Source organism: Staphylococcus sp. EG-SA-15, from assembly GCF_017151895.1.
Lineage (GTDB): Bacteria > Bacillota > Bacilli > Staphylococcales > Staphylococcaceae > Staphylococcus > Staphylococcus aureus.
This window is the reverse complement of record NZ_JACVZN010000020.1, coordinates 1-19,472: the sequence shown is the minus strand read 5'-3', so window position 1 is coordinate 19,472 and position 19,472 is coordinate 1. Positions and strand designations below refer to the sequence as shown.

Here is a 19,472-nt window from a genome sequence, read left to right as displayed (position 1 = left end):
TCTAACACCCCTTATGGATAAACTGGTGATTGATTTAGGCCAGTCGTCACTTCAAAATCATATAATATATTTAAATTTTGAATGGCTTGCCCACTTGCGCCTTTGACAAGGTTATCAATCACTGATACTAAAATTGCTGTTTGCGTTGTTTCATCTACATAGATGCCGATATCGCAGTAGTTACTACCGAGTACTTCTTTTGTGGTTGGAAAAGTCCCAATATCTCTAATTCTGACAAATGGCTGATTAGCATAATAAGAGGTCATTAATTTATGTAATGATTCAGTCGTATATTCAGATGATAATTTGACATATATTGTTGATAAAATACCTCGTGTCATTGGTACGAGATGTGGTGTAAATATGACTGATACATCTTGACCCGCAATGATAGATAAATATTGCTCGATTTCCGGTTTGTGTTTATGGTTTCCGATTGCATAAGCGCTTAGATTTTCATTCATTTCTGAAAAATGAACACGTTGTGATAATGAACGACCAGCACCTGACACGCCGGTCTTAGCATCAATAATAATAGATGACAAATCTACTATTTTTTCGCTAATAAGTGGATGTAATGCTAATAATGTTGCTGTAGGGAAACAGCCAGGATTAGAAATGAGCTTCGTTCCATTGTTATCAAACGATTGCCATTCTGAAATGCTGTAAATAGCATGATTCAAATCATCTTGTGCTGCAGCAGTTTCTTTGTAATATGCTTCATATATTTCACGATTCTTAATTCTAAATGCGCCAGATAAATCGATAACATGAATACCTTTTTCTACTAAGGGAGGGATACATGTTTTACTTACGGGTGCTGGTGTCGCAAAGAAAATTACATCACAGTCATTATTGTCCACTGTAAGTGCTTCGAAATGTTGCATAATATGTTGTAAATGTGGAAATGTTAATTTCAACGGTTCATCTACTTTTGAATGTGAGTAGATGTGTGCAATCGTTACATGAGGATGTGTTTGTAACAATCGAATTAATTCAATTGCGCCATAACCGCTACCGCCAACGATACCTACTTTAATCATCATGAATCCCTCCTATGTCATATATAAATGATTAATTGTTAATTTTTAAAAACGTCTTGAAAAGCTGCAACAATTTGATGGATTTCCTCTTTATCAATGACTAGAGGTGGAGACAATCGAATGATAGTACGATGCGTGTCTTTGCATAAGATTCCACGTTGAATCAGTTGATCCACAAAAGGTGCAGCATCTGTGTTAAGCTCTATGCCTATAAATAAACCACGACCTCTAATTTCTTTAATACTAGGATGTTTAAGTTGTAGCAACGCTTTTAATAAAAATGAACCTAAGCGTTCTGATCGTTCAACCAGTTGTTCATCTTTAAGTACATCAAGCGCTGCCGTCGATATTGCAATGGCTAAAGGGTTACCACCAAATGTCGAACCATGTGTACCTGGTGTTAGAACACGCATGACATCATTATTTGCAAGTACAGCAGATACAGGGTATAAGCCGCCACCCAATGCCTTACCTAAAATATAAATGTCTGGAACAACTTGCTCCCATTCCATCGCAAACCATTTCCCAGTTCTACCAAGACCAACTTGAATTTCATCTGCAATCAATAATATTTGATGTTTATCACATAGATGACGCACAGCTTGAATATATCCTTTCGGTGGTATATTAACGCCACCTTCACCTTGAATTGGTTCCAAAATAATTGCTGCTGTATTTGGTGAAATAGCTTGTGTTAATTGTTCAATGTCTCCAAAATCTACAGTTGTAGTGCCTTGAAGTAGGGGGTGAAATCCTGCTTTATATGCGTCGTGGTTAGATAGTGATAATGAGCCAAGTGTACGACCGTGAAAATTGTTATTCATAGCGATGATTTCAACTTGTCCGTCAGTAATGCCTTTAACTTCAGAGCCCCATTTTCTAGCAATTTTAATGGCTGCTTCAACAGCTTCAGTACCAGAGTTAAGGGGGAGTACTTTGTCTTTCTTAGCAAGATGACAAATTTTTTCTTCCCATTTCCCGAGATTGTCACTATAAAGGACACGTGAAATGATAGACAACTTTGAAGCTTGTTCTGTCATCGCTTTAACAATTGTTGGATGACAATGGCCTTGGTTTGCAACTGAAAAACCCGAAATGCAATCTATATATTGTTTGCCATCAGTATCCCAAACTTTGACACCTTTACCTTTAGAAATGACAAGCTTAAGTGGTGCATAATTATTAGAGCTATAATAATCAGTTAATTCAATGATTGAATTCATCGGTCTCCCTCCTTTATATTTATACAATTTAAAGAATTAATATTAATATATTACAGTTGTTCAATATAAGTGTCAAATGTAAATTTAATAATATAAAGATAAGGTTGTGTTTGTATTAATGTGATTTGTAAAATGAAAGTACTAATATTTTTTGTGGATAATCATTGATATGTATGTATACGATTGCAGTTTAATGTAGTATGAATAAAAAATGCCACAAGCATATGTTTAACATATGACTGTGGCATAGTATTATGCTTGTGGAATTTTACGATGCTTAATTTTATAAATAATGAAGCCGATAATGAAACCAATCAAACTGAGAACAACCCAGCCCATACCAATGTCTGATAATGGTAAATATTTTTGGCTGAAATTAATCAAAGTTTGTGAGAATGATGTGCTTGAAATGAACTCTGGACTAGCTTTTAATCCATCTACTAATGCAGCAATCATTGTAAAGAAAATGGTACATTGATAAATAATTTTTGAATGATGGAATTTGCTACTAAATAATGTTAGTACAATCAAGGCAATTGCTAATGGATATAAGAACATTAACACTGGGACTGAGTACATAATAATTTTAGTTAAGCCAACATTCGCGAATAAGAACGAAATAAAGCTCACAACTGTTGCAATCGCTAGGTAATTCAGTTTCGGGAATAAATGCTCAAATGTTTCTGAAAATGCCGTAATTAAACCGATGGCTGTTTTTAAACAAGCAACCATAACGATAAGTGACAACAGGACGATACCGTAGTTACCTAAGTAGTATTGCGTAATTTGCGCTAAGGCAATACCACCATTTTCACTAAGTTTGAAATGACCAATACTTAATGTACCCATGATTGCTAGTAGGGTATAAATGATCCCCATCATAATGATACTGATAGTACCAGACTTAATTGTTTCTTTAGCGATATCAGTTGGATTTTCGATACCTAACTTTTTAATCGTTGCAACAATGATGATACCAAATGCCAATGACGCTAGCGCATCTAAGGTATTGTATCCATCTAAAAAGCCGTTAAATAAGGCATGTGATTGATATTGTTTACTAATAGGTGCATCAGATATGCCACCTAATGGATGGATAAAAGCAAATAATAAAATAATTGCTAATAATACTAAGAATACCGGATTTAAAAATTTACCGATATATTCTAAAATTCTTGATGGCTTTCTCGCAAAAAACCATGCAATCACAAAGAAGACGAAGCTAAAAATAAATAAATATAAAGTGATTTGCTTTGGTGATAAAAATGGCGAAAATGCAATTTCAAATGATGTCGTTGCCAGTCTAGGTAAGGCGAAAAATGGTCCGATAACTAGATATAAGGCAATCGTGAAAATGTAAGCATATGTTTTATTAACACGCGATGCAATTTCAAATAAACCAGATGTCTTTGAAATGCCAATAGCAATGATACCTAGAAATGGTAAGCCAATTGCTGTAATTAAAAATCCTAAGTTAGCGATAAAAACGTTAGAACCAGCAGCTTGACCCAAGTGTATTGGGAAGATAAGATTGCCGGCACCAAAGAATAAACCAAATAACATAGAACCTATAAACATGTTTTCTTTAAATGTTAGTTTCTTCTTCATATATGTATTTGTTCTCCTTTTTAGAACTTATAAAAATCTACTTAATTAAGATAATATCAAAAATTAAACATAAAGTGATACATAATTTTGCAATAAATACTAAATTTTTTGAAAATTCCGGAATAAATACTGTTTTTTATGTAGTAGGGGCGTAAGTTAAGAACGATTTAACAGATATAGAATATGTTAAATATAGAAGGTTAGACAACCCGACGTATTAATACTTTGTGAAATAAAGATCCCCCTCAACATGATTGAAGGGGGGAAGTATATGTTTAGTTCAATACATTTAGAAAGTCGTTTGTAGTTATTGTTTGTCCCATCAATGGGAATACATTATCTATTGGAAATTGATGTAGCGTTTCGTTTTGTGCACTCATCATATCTGTAACAAAAAACTGATTGTAGTTTAATTGATAGGCATCTCGCGCTGTCGTATCTACGCCAATATGCGTTGCGACACCACCAAGAACAATCGTATCAATTCCTCGACGTCGCAATTGTAAGTCCAAATCTGTTCCTACAAATGCACTAAAATGTCGTTTGTCTATGACAAAATCGTCATCTCTCTTGTCTAATAAATGATGGAAACGACTGTAGTCGTCGCCTTCTTTTGGTGGTAATGAGATCATTGCATTTGGTTGCAATACATCTTTACCATCATAGAAATTCACGCGAACAAAAGCGATAAAGCCATTGTTTTTTCTAAAAACATCTATTAATTTATTAGCGTTTTGAACGACATTTTCAGCTGTATGTGGCGCATAATCCATCTTAAGTATACCTTCTTGCAGGTCGATTAACACTAAAGCGGTTTTATTAAAATTAATCATCTTATATCAGAGTCCTTTTCGTTTAATAAAGTATTCGCTTAAACTTATACCCTGTTTACGATGAAATTATTTATTTTGTTGTGAAAAAGCTTTAGCGATATCGATGAGTTTCTTCGGTGCGTCTTCGACAGACATTTTGACTTCGACAAAATGCATCACATCGGGATGACCATTAATTGCATTAAACGTGTCTTGTAAATCTTTTGATGATTCAACGTCATGAATTTCAACATTTTTACCACCAAATACAGCTGGTAAAGCTTTATAATCCCACATGTGAATTTCATTATAAGGTTCATACATGCCGTGAATAAGTCGTTCTACCGTATAGCCGTCATTATTAATCACAAATAATACCGGTTTAATATGCTGTCTAATCATAGTTGAAATAGCTTGAACAGTTAGTTGCAATGAGCCATCACCAATTAATAATAAGTTACGACGATCTTTGTCTGCTAATTGTGAACCTAATGTTGCAGGTAATGTATAGCCGATAGAACCCCATAACGGTTGCCCTATAAAAGTATTGTTTTTGTATAATGCTAAATCATAAGCACCAAAGAATGATGTACCTTGATCAGCAATAATGACATCATTTGGTTTTAAGAAATTTTGCATCATTTTAAAATAAGTTTGTTGTGTTAATGGTTCTGTGCCAACTGTATAATCGGGTGATGTTGGACGATGATACGCAGGGAACGTTGCGTTATTCGTATGTGAAATATTGGATAACTGTTTTAACAATGATGGTAGAGATATTTCATCATTTGTAACATCGTCAATTTTGATATTGTGATGATTTAACATAACGACATCATCGATATTGAATTGGTATGAAAAACCTGCTGTTGCTGAATCTGTTAATTTGGCTCCAATATTTAAAATTAAATCGCTGTTGTCCACATAATCTCGTATTTTATCTTCGGCAATTTTCCCATCGTAAATACCCATATAATATGGATTTTCCTCATTAAAAGCACCTTTTCCTAATGAAAGTTGTGCTACTGGTATCTGTGTTTGATTTACAAAATCTTCTAATTCTTGATGAAGGTGAAAACTGTTAATTTCATGTCCAGTAATGATGATAGGCTGCTTCGATTGATGCAATTTAGATGTTAATAACTCTATATATGTTGATGCATCCGTATCTTTGGCTGCCGTTACTTCAAATGGTGTCGGTATCTCAATTTCAGAGATTGCGACATCGATTGGTAAATGTAAATGAACTGGGCGTCTTTCGGCGATTGCTGTATTAATTAAACGTGGTATTTCGGTTGTTGCATTTTCAGGTGTGATATAACCTTGTGCAACGGTTATATGTGCAAACATTTTTCGGTAGTCGTCAAATGTACCTTCACCAAGTGAGTGATGTACATATTTACCGGCATGTTCAACAGCACGTGTCGGCGCACCTGTAATCGCAATGACAGGTATGCGTTCAGCATATGAACCTGCGATACCGTTGACGGCACTTAATTCGCCAACACCAAATGTAGTAACTAATGCAGCGAGTCCATTAAGACGGGCATAACCGTCCGCTGCGTAACTTGCGTTTAATTCATTTGTATTTCCTACCCAATCTACATTGGGATTGCTGATAATATCGTCTAGAAAAGCGAGATTAAAATCACCAGGAACACCAAAAATTTTATCGACGCCTGCTCGATGAATAGCGTCAATTAAGTAAGCTCCAATGCGTTGTTTCATAAAAAAACCACCTTTTCTCTATATTTACACTTAAAATGATAGCCTCGAATATAGTGTAAGGTCAAGGAAGTTGACTTTGTTGTGAAAACGCTAACAATAGTGAACAATTAATATTTTTTAGGAAATGAGTATGAAGGGGGGGGTTAATTGATGATCTTAAAATTCAAAATTTAAGGGGAGAGCGAACTATCAATGATGCTGCAAAATACAATAGCAAAGAAAAAACAGGCGCGTCACCTTATGAAGGTATACGCACCTGTTTATAGTAAGCATTATTTAGCTTCAAATAATTGATCGCCAAATGAAATGTTGCCATGTTCACCTTGTTTAAAATCAAGGTTTGTAATGTTTCCTTGTGTCACGATAATAGGCGTAATATCACTCTTTGCATGATTGTGGATGTAGTCTAAATCAAAGTTGATTAATAAATCACCTTGTTTAACTTCTTGACCTTCCTCAACATGTAAAGTAAAGCCTTCTCCGTTTAATTTAACAGTGTCTAAACCGATGTGGATTAATAGTTCTAAACCACTATCTGATACAAGACCAATTGCATGTTTTGTTGGGAAAATCATTTGTACTTTACCGTTGAATGGTGCACGAACTTCACCTTGTGAAGGTTTAATAGCGATACCGTCACCCATCATTTTTTCGCTGAACACTTGATCAGGCACTTCTGATAATGGTGTTACTTCACCAGTTAATGGTGCATGCACGATATGGCTCAATTCGCTAGTTGCAGATTTATCTTCTGCAACAACAACAGTTTCGTCTTTATCGTCTTCCATAGTAGTAGGGTTTTCTACTACTTGACCATTCATAATCTGTTGCATTTCATGTTTGATTTGGTCAGATTTTGGACCAAAAATCGCTTGCATATTATTGCCGACTTCTAATACACCGGATGCACCTAAATCTTTCAAACCAGGAACATCAACTTTAGATTTGTCGTTAACTTCAACACGTAGACGTGTGATACAAGCGTCTAAATGTTTAATGTTTGCTTTACCACCCATAGCTTCTAATACTGCATATGGTAATTCAGTTGCTGAAGCAGTAGCCGCTTGTGATTGTTTATCTTCACGACCTGGTGTTTTGTATTTTAATTTTACAATTAAGAATCGGAATACGAAGTAGTAAATAACTGCGTATACAAGACCTACAGGAATAACTAACCACCATTGTGTCTTATTAGGTAGTATACCGAGTAAGAAGTAGTCGATGAAACCACCTGAGAATGTATAACCTAGATGAAGATCTAATAAGTACAATGTTAAGAATGATAAACCATCAAGTACTGCGTGAATAAAGAATAATAATGGTGCTACAAATAAGAATGAGAATTCTAATGGTTCTGTAATACCAGTTAAGAATGATGTTAAAGCAGCAGAACCCATTAAACCTGCTACTACTTTCTTATTTTCAGGTTTAGCTGTGTGATAAATTGCTAAAGCTGCTGCAGGTAAACCGAACATCATAACAGGGAATTCACCTTGCATGAATTTACCAGCTGTCAAATGTGCGCCTTCACGAATTTGTTCGATAAAGATACGTTGGTCACCGTGAATAATTTCACCAGCTGCATTTTTCCATGAACCAAACTCGAACCAGAACGGTGCGTGGAAAATGTGATGTAGACCGAATGGAATTAATAAACGCTTGATGAAACCAAATAAGAATACGGCAACACCAGTATTTGAATCTAATAATCCTGTACTGAATGCATTTAATCCTGATTGAATCGTTGGCCAAATTAATGCCATTGGGAATGCTAAAATAAATGATGTTGTAGCCATCATAATAGGTACGAAACGCTTACCAGCGAAGAAACCTAAATAAGATGGTAAGTTAATGTTATAGAACTTGTTATAACACCAAGCTGCCAGGGCCCCGATTATAATACCGCCGAACACACCTGTTTGTAATGTTGGGATACCTAAAATGCTAGCGTAACCACTCGCTGGATCACCAATATTCTTAGGTGTAACTTGTAAAAAGTCGCCCATTGTTTTGTTCATGATTATGTAACCGACGAATGCTGCGATAGCTGCTACGCCATCACCGCCAGCTAATCCGATTGCGACACCTAATGCGAAAATCATAGGCAAGTTATCAAAAATGATACCACCAGCACCTGTCATTAATTTAGCGACAGTTTGTACGCCACCATTTTGTATAAACGGCAAGTAGTGTTGTAATGATTCACCTTGCATAGCTGTACCGATAGCTAATAACAGACCAGCTGCTGGTAAAATCGCAACAGGTAACATTAGCGCTTTACCAATACGTTGCAATTGACCGAAAAGTTTCTTCCTCACTTGTCCAACCTCCAAAGTTGTATTTATTATTTAAGATTCAATAAAAAAAGACACGAGCAAATAGACTGTGTTGGTAACCATCACAGCTTAATTTAACTCATGCCTAATCTTACTTAGTAACACGTTGGTGTATGTAATTAATGTAAAAGAAGCAATTGACTAAGTAGTATATAAAACTGATACGTTAGTTTATCTAGCTTACCATCACATCTTATTGAATCTTATTTGTTTGCGACTCCTATTTTAGCATGGTGAAGTATGCGTTTTCAATACAATTATTAAATTCAATTTCAAATCTCTTAATTGTTCACAGATTATTATTAAAACATAATATAAGATAATCCTGAATAAAATGTATAAAAGTTGTTGTAATAATTCAGCAGTAGCAGCTATTATCAGCACTTAAAAGAAAGGATAATCTTTGATGGTGTAATAATTAACTTGTGACAGAAATATGTAAGATTATTACAATGAACAGGCTTTAACTGATTAATATTGTAATGTGTTTTCTCTTATAGTAAAATGTAAGCGATTACACAACTCAACTATATTTTCCTAATAATTATATTGTTAAGGAGGGCTACTTTGACAGGCTTTTCAGTGTATTTAGGACAACCTTTAGATGAAGCGTATATTAAGCGAATGATTAAACAAGGTTACCAAATGATTTTTACATCTGTACAAATACCAGAAGAAGATGACGAGACAAAATATCATTATTTCACAAAACTACTCAATTTATTAAAACATGAACAAGTGACTTACCTCATAGATGCTAATCCATCTATTTTAACACCATCTTTTTATGAGCATCTTCGACAATATGATGCACAATTTATGATTCGTATCGATCATAGTACATCAATTGAGGCAATCGAAGCGATAATGGCACAGGGTTTAAAGTGCTGTTTGAATGCAAGTATTATTTCCCGGGAATTGTTAACAAGCTTACATCAACAATTGAATGATTTTACATTACTTTCATTTTGTCATAACTATTATCCAAGACCAGATACGGGATTATCTGTTGACTTGGTCAATAAGAAAAATGAACTCATTTATCAATTTAATCCAAAGGCACAAATATATGGTTTTATTGTAGGGAGTGGTTTGCGAGGTCCTTTGCATAAAGGCTTGCCAACAATTGAAGCAACGAGACATAGTCATCCTGTCGTTGCAGCTAAATTATTACAAGAAACTGGTGTATCTGAAGTGTTAGTTGGAGACTCATTGATTGAAATGAGGCAGGCAAAACAACTTATAGATTTTTGCAAGCATAGGCATTTCACGTTATGTATTGAAGAAGTGTTTGATACGACAGTGACTTACCTTTTCGATATGTGTCATAAAGTACGCCCGGATAATCCGGAAAATGTCATTCGTTCGGAAACGTCAAGACAAATATGTCCACATTCGATTCAACCACAGTTTACGACGCAACGACGCATTGGTTCAGTAACCGTTGATAATTTGAATAACGGACGTTATCAAGGCGAAATGCAAATTGTGAGACAAACGCTTAGTGCACATGACAATGTGAATGTTGTTGCACAAATTATTAAAGAAGACTTACCACTGTTAAGTTGTATCGAGCCGAATGATACATTTGATTTTCAAAAAACTAGGGAGTGTAAGAAGTGATGGAAAATAGTACGACCGAAGCGCGTAATGAAGCGACGATGCATCTTGATGAAATGACTGTGGAAGAGGCTTTAATTACGATGAATAAAGAAGATCAGCAAGTCCCGTTAGCAGTTCGAAAGGCAATACCACAATTGACAAAAGTAATTAAAAAAACAATTGCACAGTATAAAAAGGGTGGACGATTGATCTATATCGGTGCAGGTACAAGTGGAAGATTGGGTGTCTTAGATGCAGCGGAGTGTGTACCTACATTCAATACTGACCCTCATGAAATTATAGGTATTATTGCTGGTGGACAACATGCTATGACGATGGCTGTAGAAGGTGCGGAAGATCACAAAAAATTAGCGGAAGAAGATTTGAAAAATATAGATTTAACATCAAAAGATGTCGTTATAGGAATTGCCGCGAGTGGCAAAACGCCATATGTTATAGGCGGTTTAACATTTGCTAACACAATCGGTGCTACAACAGTATCTATTTCATGCAATGAACATGCAGTTATAAGTGAAATTGCGCAGTATCCAGTAGAAGTTAAAGTTGGTCCAGAAGTATTAACTGGTTCAACGCGTTTAAAGTCTGGTACAGCACAAAAATTAATTTTAAATATGATTTCAACCATCACAATGGTTGGTGTCGGAAAAGTTTATGATAACCTCATGATTGATGTTAAAGCAACCAATCAAAAACTGATCGACCGTTCAGTGCGTATTATTCAAGAAATATGTGCTATCACATATGATGAAGCAATGGTGTTATATCAGGTGTCTGAGCATGATGTGAAAGTTGCGACAGTTATGGGTATGTGTGGCATTTCTAAGGAAGAAGCAACAAGACGGTTATTAAACAATGGTGACATTGTTAAACGAGCAATCAGAGATAGACAACCTTAGGAGGGATTTAAATGACCAAAGAACAACAACTTGCAGAACGAATTATTGCTGCAGTAGGTGGTATGGATAATATAGATAGTGTCATGAACTGTATGACACGTGTGCGTATTAAAGTATTAGATGAAAATAAAGTAGATGACCAAGAACTAAGGCATATTGATGGTGTCATGGGTGTTATACACGATGAACGCATTCAAGTTGTGGTTGGACCTGGTACAGTCAATAAAGTGGCTAATCATATGGCGGAATTAAGTGGTGTTAAACTAGGTGACCAAATACCACACAATCACAATGATAGTGAAAAAATGGACTATAAATCATATGCAGCTGATAAAGCAAAGGCGAATAAAGAAGCACATAAAGCAAAACAAAAGAATGGTAAGTTGAATAAAGTATTGAAATCAATTGCCAATATCTTTATACCGTTGATTCCTGCATTTATTGGAGCTGGATTAATTGGTGGTATTGCAGCAGTACTGAGTAACTTAATGGTGGCAGGCTATATTTCAGGTGCTTGGATTACGCAACTTATAACAGTATTTAATGTCATTAAAGACGGTATGTTAGCATACTTAGCTATTTTCACTGGTATTAATGCGGCTAAAGAATTTGGTGCGACACCAGGACTTGGTGGCGTGATTGGTGGTACAACGTTATTAACGGGTATTGCTGGTAAAAATATTTTAATGAATGTCTTCACTGGAGAACCATTGCAACCTGGACAAGGTGGGATTATTGGCGTTATTTTTGCCGTTTGGATTTTAAGTATTGTCGAAAAGAGATTGCATAAAATTGTGCCAAATGCGATTGATATTATTGTAACGCCGACTATTGCATTGTTGATTGTAGGACTATTAACTATCTTTATCTTTATGCCATTAGCAGGTTTTGTTTCAGACAGTTTAGTTTCAGTAGTTAACGGAATTATTAGTATTGGTGGCGTATTTAGTGGATTTATCATTGGAGCAAGCTTCCTACCATTAGTTATGTTAGGGCTTCATCATATTTTTACGCCAATTCATATAGAAATGATTAACCAATCTGGTGCTACTTACTTATTGCCAATTGCAGCGATGGCTGGTGCTGGACAAGTAGGTGCCGCATTAGCACTTTGGGTAAGATGTAAACGCAACACAACATTACGTAATACTTTAAAAGGTGCATTGCCAGTTGGTTTCCTAGGTATCGGAGAACCATTAATCTATGGTGTGACTTTGCCGTTAGGTCGACCTTTCTTAACTGCTTGTATTGGTGGTGGTATTGGTGGCGCTGTAATAGGTGGAATTGGACATATTGGTGCCAAAGCAATAGGCCCAAGTGGTGTGTCACTATTACCATTAATCTCAGATAATATGTATTTAGGTTATATTGCAGGATTACTTGCTGCGTATGCTGGTGGATTCGTTTGTACATATTTATTTGGAACGACAAAGGCGATGCGACAGACAGATTTGTTGGGTGATTAATGATGACAAATATTTTATATCGCATTGATAAGCAGTTGAGTGATTTTACGAAGACAGAAAAGATAATCGCTGATTACATTTTAAAGAATCCACATAAAATCATTGATATGACTGTGAATGATTTGGCAGATGTTACGAATGTTAGTACAGCATCAATTGTTAGATTTAGTCGGAAAATGACACATCAAGGTTTTCAAGAGCTAAAGATTGCGATATCTCGATACTTACCCGAAGATATTGCAACCAATCCACATTTAGAATTGATTGAAAATGAATCTGTAGAAACTTTGAAAAATAAAATGATTGCTAGAGCAACGAATACGATGCGATTTGTAGCTACTAATATTATGGATGCGCAAATTGATGCAATTTGTGATGTGTTGAAAAATGCCAGGACAATATTTTTATTTGGATTTGGCGCATCGAGTTTGACTATTGGTGATCTTTTTCAAAAGTTATCTCGTATTGGCTTAAATGTCAGGTTATTACATGAAACGCATTTACTTGTGTCAACATTTGCGACGCATGATGATAGAGATTGCATGATTTTTGTGACGAATCAAGGTAGTCATAGTGAATTGCAGTCAATTGCACAGGTGGCCACACATTACAGTATTCCCATCATAACTATATCTAGTACAGCTAATAATCCAGTGGCTCAAATTGCAGACTATGCATTGATTTATGGCAGAACTGATGAAAATGAAATGCGTATGGCGGCTACAACGTCACTATTTGCACAGTTATTCACGGTAGATATATTGTACTATCGATTTGTAGCATTAAATTATCATGCGATTCTAGATTGTATAACCCAATCGAAAATGGCACTTGATAATTACAGGAAGCATCTTGCGACGATAGATTTTAAACATTAGATATTGTGTGCGTTCTAACATAAAGTTAGTTGCAACGTAAACAATTGAAGTTTTTGATGTGATTCAGTTGCTTGATGAAAAATTGTTGCTACAAGTTTGTAAAACTGGCATAGAGGCTATTTTGAAAATGATAAAGGCGTGACAAATTAAAGCAAAGTTCAGATTTGAGCTTTGCTTTTTTCATAGATGGAAATTAAATGCTGAAGAATAATTTTAATGCTAAATGAACTAATACGAAGGTGCTAAAAGCAATTATTATCAAATTAGTGATATGAATGAAATGTTTAAATCGTTTGCGTTGATTGTATTCGGGACTTTTATAGAGTAGGTAGTAGTACATAAAGAGTATGGCTGCGAACATGCCGAATATTGAAGTGAAGTTACCTACAGTGACTGCCATGTAATGATTTAAAGTTAAATAGTAACTTAGACTAATAATAAAAAATAAAATGATTTGATAGGTAATTAACACCATTCAAGTCCCTCCATTAATCGTAGACAAAAAATTTATCAATGATTTGATTATTTGTATTCAAATTTTAGTATACGACTTACCTCAAAGACAAATATTAAAAGATAAGACAATAAAATTAGAATAAATTTACGTTTGAAGATAAAAAACAAACATTTTTCATTAAAGTTTATGATATATTTAGAGCAATAGAAAGTGTATGGAAGGGGATATGAATGGCATACCAAAGTGAATACGCATTAGAAAATGAAATGATGAATCAACTTGAACAATTGGGTTACGAAAGAGTAACAATACGTGATAATAAGCAATTGCTTGATAATTTTAGAACGATTTTAAATGAGCGTCATGCGGACAAATTAGAAGGCAATCCCTTAACAGATAAAGAATTTCAACGTCTGTTAACGATGATTGATGGGAAAAGTATCTTCGAGAGTGCCCGTATTTTACGTGATAAATTACCACTTAGACGTGATGATGAGTCTGAGGTTTATTTGTCGTTTTTAGATACGAAAAGTTGGTGTAAAAATAAGTTTCAAGTGACGAATCAAGTATCTGTCGAGGATACATATAAAGCACGTTATGATGTAACGATATTAATCAACGGACTACCCCTTGTCCAAGTTGAATTGAAACGTCGAGGTATTGATATTAATGAGGCGTTTAACCAAGTAAAACGTTACCGCAAACAAAATTACACAGGCTTATTCCGCTACATACAAATGTTTATCATTAGTAATGGTGTTGAAACGCGATACTTTTCTAATAATGATAGCGAACTATTGAAGAGTCACATGTTTTATTGGAGTGATAAACAGAATAACCGAATCAATACATTACAATCGTTTGCTGAGTCGTTTATGAGACCTTGTCAATTAGCTAAGATGATATCGCGCTATATGATTATTAATGAAACAGATAGAATACTGATGGCAATGCGTCCGTATCAAGTGTATGCGGTAGAAGCACTTATTCAACAAGCGACTGAGACAGGGAATAATGGATATGTATGGCATACAACTGGAAGTGGTAAGACATTGACTTCTTTTAAAGCGAGTCAGATTTTATCACAGCAAGATGACATTAAGAAAGTTATCTTTTTGGTTGACCGTAAAGACTTGGATAGTCAAACAGAAGAGGAATTTAATAAATTTGCTAAGGGTGCTGTAGACAAAACTTTTAATACCTCGCAACTGGTACGCCAACTAAATGATAAAAGTTTGCCACTTATTGTAACGACGATACAAAAAATGGCTAAAGCGATTCAAGGTAATGCCCATTTATTAGAACAGTATAAAACGAATAAAGTTGTATTTATTATTGATGAGTGTCATCGCAGTCAATTTGGTGACATGCATCGTCTAGTTAAACAACATTTCAAAAATGCCCAATACTTTGGATTCACTGGTACGCCACGTTTTCCAGAAAATAGTAGTCAAGATGGTAGAACAACTGCAGATATTTTCGGTAGATGCTTACATACGTATTTAATTAGAGATGCCATTCATGATGGTAATGTACTTGGTTTCTCAGTTGACTATATTAATACTTTTAAAAATAAAGCTTTAAAAGCAGAAGATAACAGCATGGTTGAAGCAATTGATACGGAAGAAGTATGGTTAGCGGATAAACGTGTGGAATTAGTAACACGACATATCATCAATAATCATGATAAATATACACGTAATCGTCAATATTCAAGTATATTTACAGTCCAAAGTATTCACGCGCTTATTAAATATTATGAGACATTTAAGCGACTTAACAAAAAGTTGGAACAACCGTTAACGATAGCTGGTATATTTACGTTTAAACCTAATGAAGATGATCGTGATGGTGAAGTGCCATATCATTCACGTGAAAAATTAGAGATAATGATTAGTGATTATAATAAAAAGTTCGAGACGAATTTTTCAACAGACACAACTAATGAGTATTTTAATCATATTTCAAAAAACGTTAAAAAGGGCGTTAAAGATAGTAAAATTGATATCTTAATCGTTGTTAATATGTTCTTAACTGGTTTTGATAGTAAAGTACTGAACACTTTATATGTTGATAAGAATTTAATGTATCATGATTTAATTCAAGCGTATTCACGTACAAATAGGGTTGAAAAAGAATCAAAGCCATTTGGTAAAATTGTAAACTATCGTGACTTGAAAAAAGAGACAGACGATGCACTGAGAGTATTCTCACAAACAAATGATACGGATACAATTTTAATGCGCAGTTATGAAGAGTATAAAAAAGAATTTATGGACGCTTATCGTGAGCTTAAAATGATTGTGCCGACACCACACATGGTTGATGACATTCAAGATGAAGAAGAGCTAAAGCGCTTTGTTGAAGCTTATCGTTTATTAGCTAAAATAATATTACGTTTAAAAGCATTTGACGAGTTTGAGTTTACAATTGATGAAATTGGAATGGATGAACAAGAGAATGAAGACTATAAAAGTAAATATTTAGCTGTGTACGATCAAGTAAAAAGAGCGACGGCTGAGAAAAATAAAGTATCCATTTTAAATGATATTGATTTCGAAATAGAAATGATGCGTAATGATACGATTAATGTGAATTATATTATGAATATATTGAGACAAATTGATCTTGAAGACAAAGCGGAACAACGTCGTAACCAAGAACAAATTAGACGCATTTTAGATCATGCAGATGATCCGACATTGAGGTTAAAACGAGATCTAATTAGAGAATTCATCGACAATGTTGTACCTTCTTTAAATAAGGATGATGATATCGATCAAGAATATGTTAATTTCGAAAGTATTAAAAAAGAAGCGGAGTTCAAAGGATTTGCTGGAGAGAGATCTATCGATGAACAAGCCCTAAAAACAATTTCAAATGACTACCAGTATAGTGGTGTTGTAAACCCACATCACCTTAAAAAAATGATTGGTGATTTGCCATTGAAAGAAAAGCGTAAAGCAAGAAAAGCCATTGAATCTTTCGTGGCAGAAACAACTGAAAAATACGGTGTGTAATGATTCAGCCCCCTCGCTAGATTAGTGTAGGGGGCATTATTATTTTCTATCTTTTGTAAGTTATCATGTATTTGGCAATCATCACTTGGTTTCAATACAATTTTATCATCGTATGCGTATAGAAATAATGTCTATAGGCATTTAAAATAGTTTATAATATTAACAGGATAAGTATTAAATGTATGTTGAAGGAGGTGCATAGCTATGGATAATAGAAATATGATTAATCGTGTTTTTAGTCAAAAGATATTACATCAAATTGCAATCAAAAATAAAAGTGATGTTGTTGATGAGGCATATGATTTTTATATACAGGGACCTAAAAATATCAATGTAATACAGAAGATGAAATCTTTATATAATTATCTTAAAAAGTCTTATCGTAACGAATATTTTTACAAAAACACAATACTTAATAAACTCCTTCTAGGACGACATTCTATTAATACAACTACTGCACTTTCTGAGATGCCCATAGGGAAAAGTATTGCTGATTTTATATTGTTAAACGGCAAAGGCGTTGTCTATGAGATTAAAACAGAATTAGATAAGCTGGATAGATTAGATAATCAAATTAATGATTATTATGAAGTGTTTAATTATGTAGTAGTTATTACAAATGACAAACATCTGAATAAAGTTATGGCTAGATACAAAGATACAACAGTTGGAATTTTAGTGTTAACAACTAGAAATACACTGAGTGAAGTTCAAAAACCTAAAGAAAACAATAGTCTCTTAAACACAAAAGCGATGTATAACTTTTTACGAAAAGAAGAAAGAAAAAGAGTTATTGCACAAAATCATATGGATGTGCCAACTTATAATGATTTCACAGAGTATGATGTGTTATTTGACGTGTTTAAAGAAATACCAATGACGAAACTGCATAACAATATGATTTCTGAGTTGAAAAAAAGAGGCAACATGAAAGAATACAAAGATGAATTTTTAGCAGCGCCGGCTGAAATTAAGTTCTTGTTATATTTCGCAAAAATGACAAAGAAAGATAAAAATAAACTATATCATTTTCTTAAGGAGGATTAATATGTATTATCCTTATTTGCGTGGGAAACAAAATGAACTATTTGCAATTAGAGAATTGTTAGAGAAAGGTTTGATTGGTGATTGTATTCAACCTATAATTGAACCGATTAAGTATACAACCACGTTTAAAAATGTTTTGAAATATTGTGGTGAAAAAGAATTTCGTATAAATTTAGTAGTAAATTCGAAGTTAACTGAAGAAGAGATTAGTAACGAAACTGTTGAAGACTTAAGCGAAATAATAACAAAAAACAAAAGTGTTATTCAAAAAGCTTACTTGGGTCCTTCTGATGAAGGCGATGATAGGTTGAAACAGCAATTTTCAAGTAATAGTTTAGCTATTTTAACAAGTGTAGATGACTGGGAAATGTTTGGAGATAAAAATAAACTTGAAATGGTTTTTGTACCAGATGATAGACACATTAAACGTAAATTGCGTAATATTCCAAACAAAGGCATCATTATGGATCCTTTTAATAAACTAAGTCGTAATGTTGATTATTTAGATAATGATGACGAGTTTTATAGCGACGATCACCTTTATTATAAGGAAGATGGATACGTAGCATTTTCAGACTATTCTGTTATAGGTGGAGAATATGTAGACGGTGGCTTTTCGCCATTAGCTATTGCGATACATATTGTCTATTTTGATGAGGCTAATGAGTTAAGAGTTAAACATTTTGTCTCTGATTCTAATAACGATAGATTAAATCCAGCTAAAAAGTTTTTTGAGGCTGTAGATAAATTAGTAACTTGGTCTAAAAACTTAGATAATAAAAATAGATCTTATGCAATCGGACAATTTGAAGAATTAAATGAAAATAATAAGTATCCAGGATTAGGTTTAATTAAAAGGTTATCTATCATGCATCATCTAGAAATTATGAATAGATACTTGGAGTCTCAAAATGAAAATATGTGAAAAATGTTTTAATAATACTGAAATCGTAGAAATCATTGTAAATGATAATAGCAAATTTGACAATTGTGATATTGATAACGATCATCTTGGTGTTAAAATATTTGATACGACTCGACACATAGATAAATTAGAGCAGATTAGAGATTATTTAAGACCAGCGTTAGAATTATATGATATTAGTATAAATTTACCAGATACTTTTAGCCAAAAAGAAGGTAAAAAAATTGAAACAGCATTAAAAGATGATTGGAGTATATTTAATGTTGAAGAAGCTCAAATAAGTTGTATTTTAAATGAACTTTTTAAAGATGATGAAAATATAGATAGACGGGTGTTGGAAGGTTTAGTAAGCGCTAAAATCATTAAAGATAAAAAATATACAAATGAAAATCTAATTGTAGCAAATAATG

General features: G+C 34.0%; 15 protein-coding genes and 1 pseudogene. 9 read left to right on the top strand and 7 right to left on the bottom strand.

All coding sequences use genetic code 11. From position 1 onward, the window contains the following. Positions 1-11: 11 nt before the first annotated feature. The 5 genes from argC to IDG64_RS09355 all read right to left on the bottom strand — a co-directional run bounded on the left by argC (position 12) and on the right by IDG64_RS09355 (position 6,414). Positions 12-1,043, bottom strand: a complete 1,032-nt coding sequence (gene argC / locus IDG64_RS09375; protein WP_000598483.1) for an N-acetyl-gamma-glutamyl-phosphate reductase — start codon at positions 1,041-1,043, stop codon at positions 12-14. A gap of 38 nt (positions 1,044-1,081) precedes the next feature. Further along, complete coding sequence (rocD, locus tag IDG64_RS09370) at positions 1,082-2,266, bottom strand: ornithine--oxo-acid transaminase (protein ID WP_001084432.1); 1,185 nt, start codon at positions 2,264-2,266, stop codon at positions 1,082-1,084. Between the two features lie 252 nt (positions 2,267-2,518). Next, entirely contained in the window at positions 2,519-3,874 is a 1,356-nt protein-coding gene (brnQ1, locus tag IDG64_RS09365) for a branched-chain amino acid transport system II carrier protein BrnQ1 (protein WP_000728167.1), read from the bottom strand. A gap of 275 nt (positions 3,875-4,149) precedes the next feature. Beyond that, the gene (locus IDG64_RS09360; RefSeq protein WP_001566877.1) at positions 4,150-4,707 is read right to left on the bottom strand and encodes an isochorismatase family protein; all 558 of its coding nucleotides are present in this window, start codon (positions 4,705-4,707) and stop codon (positions 4,150-4,152) included. A 66-nt stretch (positions 4,708-4,773) separates the two neighbouring features. Continuing rightward, positions 4,774-6,414 carry an alpha-keto acid decarboxylase family protein gene (locus tag IDG64_RS09355; RefSeq protein ID WP_000813531.1) on the bottom strand — a complete coding sequence of 547 codons (1,641 nt, stop codon included), beginning with the start codon at positions 6,412-6,414 and terminating at the stop codon, positions 4,774-4,776. Positions 6,415-6,606: 192 nt separating this feature from the next. On the opposite strand from IDG64_RS09355, the gene IDG64_RS09350 reads away from it, so the two are divergent. After that, positions 6,607-6,708, top strand: a complete 102-nt coding sequence (locus IDG64_RS09350) for a hypothetical protein (RefSeq protein WP_000979526.1) — start codon at positions 6,607-6,609, stop codon at positions 6,706-6,708. On the opposite strand, the gene ptsG is transcribed toward IDG64_RS09350, so the two are convergent. Beyond that, positions 6,687-8,732, bottom strand: coding sequence for a glucose-specific PTS transporter subunit IIBC (ptsG, locus tag IDG64_RS09345; protein WP_206171310.1), 2,046 nt, complete (start codon positions 8,730-8,732; stop codon positions 6,687-6,689). The two genes, IDG64_RS09350 and ptsG, sit on opposite strands and share 22 nt — an antisense overlap. Before the next feature lie 585 nt (positions 8,733-9,317). Here ptsG and mupG point away from each other — a divergent pair. From mupG to rpiRb, 4 genes are read left to right on the top strand one after another with little or no spacing between them, the layout of a single operon-like run. Beyond that, positions 9,318-10,373: a 6-phospho-N-acetylmuramidase gene (gene mupG, locus IDG64_RS09340; protein WP_000145570.1), complete on the top strand. Its 1,056-nt coding sequence runs from the start codon at positions 9,318-9,320 to the stop codon at positions 10,371-10,373. Continuing rightward, positions 10,373-11,269 (top strand): N-acetylmuramic acid 6-phosphate etherase, encoded by an 897-nt coding sequence (murQ, locus tag IDG64_RS09335; RefSeq protein ID WP_000432019.1) that lies wholly within the window; start codon positions 10,373-10,375, stop codon positions 11,267-11,269. Before mupG ends, murQ begins: the two co-directional genes overlap by 1 nt. An 11-nt stretch (positions 11,270-11,280) precedes the next feature. Then, complete coding sequence (locus IDG64_RS09330) at positions 11,281-12,735, top strand: PTS transporter subunit EIIC (protein ID WP_000159759.1); 1,455 nt, start codon at positions 11,281-11,283, stop codon at positions 12,733-12,735. A 2-nt stretch (positions 12,736-12,737) separates the two neighbouring features. After that, positions 12,738-13,613 (top strand): pentose phosphate pathway transcriptional regulator RpiRB, encoded by an 876-nt coding sequence (rpiRb, locus tag IDG64_RS09325; protein WP_000181832.1) that lies wholly within the window; start codon positions 12,738-12,740, stop codon positions 13,611-13,613. A 193-nt stretch (positions 13,614-13,806) separates the two neighbouring features. On the opposite strand, the gene IDG64_RS09320 is transcribed toward rpiRb, so the two are convergent. Next, positions 13,807-14,088: a hypothetical protein gene (locus tag IDG64_RS09320; protein ID WP_001550030.1), complete on the bottom strand. Its 282-nt coding sequence runs from the start codon at positions 14,086-14,088 to the stop codon at positions 13,807-13,809. Between the two features lie 212 nt (positions 14,089-14,300). Between IDG64_RS09320 and IDG64_RS09315 the strand changes: the two genes are divergently transcribed. The 4 genes and pseudogenes from IDG64_RS09315 to IDG64_RS09300 form a co-directional block, all read left to right on the top strand. Then, positions 14,301-17,090, top strand: a complete 2,790-nt coding sequence (locus IDG64_RS09315) for a type I restriction endonuclease subunit R (RefSeq protein WP_000331353.1) — start codon at positions 14,301-14,303, stop codon at positions 17,088-17,090. Positions 17,091-17,294: 204 nt separating this feature from the next. Next, the gene (locus IDG64_RS09310; RefSeq protein WP_000370334.1) at positions 17,295-18,137 is read left to right on the top strand and encodes a sce7726 family protein; all 843 of its coding nucleotides are present in this window, start codon (positions 17,295-17,297) and stop codon (positions 18,135-18,137) included. 1 nt (position 18,138) lies between these two features. After that, positions 18,139-19,062 carry a sce7725 family protein gene (locus IDG64_RS09305; protein ID WP_000291765.1) on the top strand — a complete coding sequence of 308 codons (924 nt, stop codon included), beginning with the start codon at positions 18,139-18,141 and terminating at the stop codon, positions 19,060-19,062. Next, positions 19,049-19,472 (top strand): annotated as a pseudogene (locus tag IDG64_RS09300) (RES family NAD+ phosphorylase); the annotation flags it as partial. The gene IDG64_RS09305 and the pseudogene IDG64_RS09300, both read left to right, overlap by 14 nt.

Coding starts and splice junctions, on each gene's coding strand:
- argC (WP_000598483.1), bottom strand. CDS start 1,043: ATGATTAAAGTAGGTATCGTTGGCGGTAGCGGTTATGGCGCAATTGAA.
- rocD (WP_001084432.1), bottom strand. CDS start 2,266: ATGAATTCAATCATTGAATTAACTGATTATTATAGCTCTAATAATTAT.
- brnQ1 (WP_000728167.1), bottom strand. CDS start 3,874: ATGAAGAAGAAACTAACATTTAAAGAAAACATGTTTATAGGTTCTATG.
- IDG64_RS09360 (WP_001566877.1), bottom strand. CDS start 4,707: ATGATTAATTTTAATAAAACCGCTTTAGTGTTAATCGACCTGCAAGAA.
- IDG64_RS09355 (WP_000813531.1), bottom strand. CDS start 6,414: ATGAAACAACGCATTGGAGCTTACTTAATTGACGCTATTCATCGAGCA.
- IDG64_RS09350 (WP_000979526.1), top strand. CDS start 6,607: ATGATGCTGCAAAATACAATAGCAAAGAAAAAACAGGCGCGTCACCTT.
- murQ (WP_000432019.1), top strand. CDS start 10,373: ATGGAAAATAGTACGACCGAAGCGCGTAATGAAGCGACGATGCATCTT.
- IDG64_RS09330 (WP_000159759.1), top strand. CDS start 11,281: ATGACCAAAGAACAACAACTTGCAGAACGAATTATTGCTGCAGTAGGT.
- rpiRb (WP_000181832.1), top strand. CDS start 12,738: ATGACAAATATTTTATATCGCATTGATAAGCAGTTGAGTGATTTTACG.
- IDG64_RS09320 (WP_001550030.1), bottom strand. CDS start 14,088: ATGGTGTTAATTACCTATCAAATCATTTTATTTTTTATTATTAGTCTA.
- IDG64_RS09315 (WP_000331353.1), top strand. CDS start 14,301: ATGGCATACCAAAGTGAATACGCATTAGAAAATGAAATGATGAATCAA.
- IDG64_RS09310 (WP_000370334.1), top strand. CDS start 17,295: ATGGATAATAGAAATATGATTAATCGTGTTTTTAGTCAAAAGATATTA.
- IDG64_RS09305 (WP_000291765.1), top strand. CDS start 18,139: ATGTATTATCCTTATTTGCGTGGGAAACAAAATGAACTATTTGCAATT.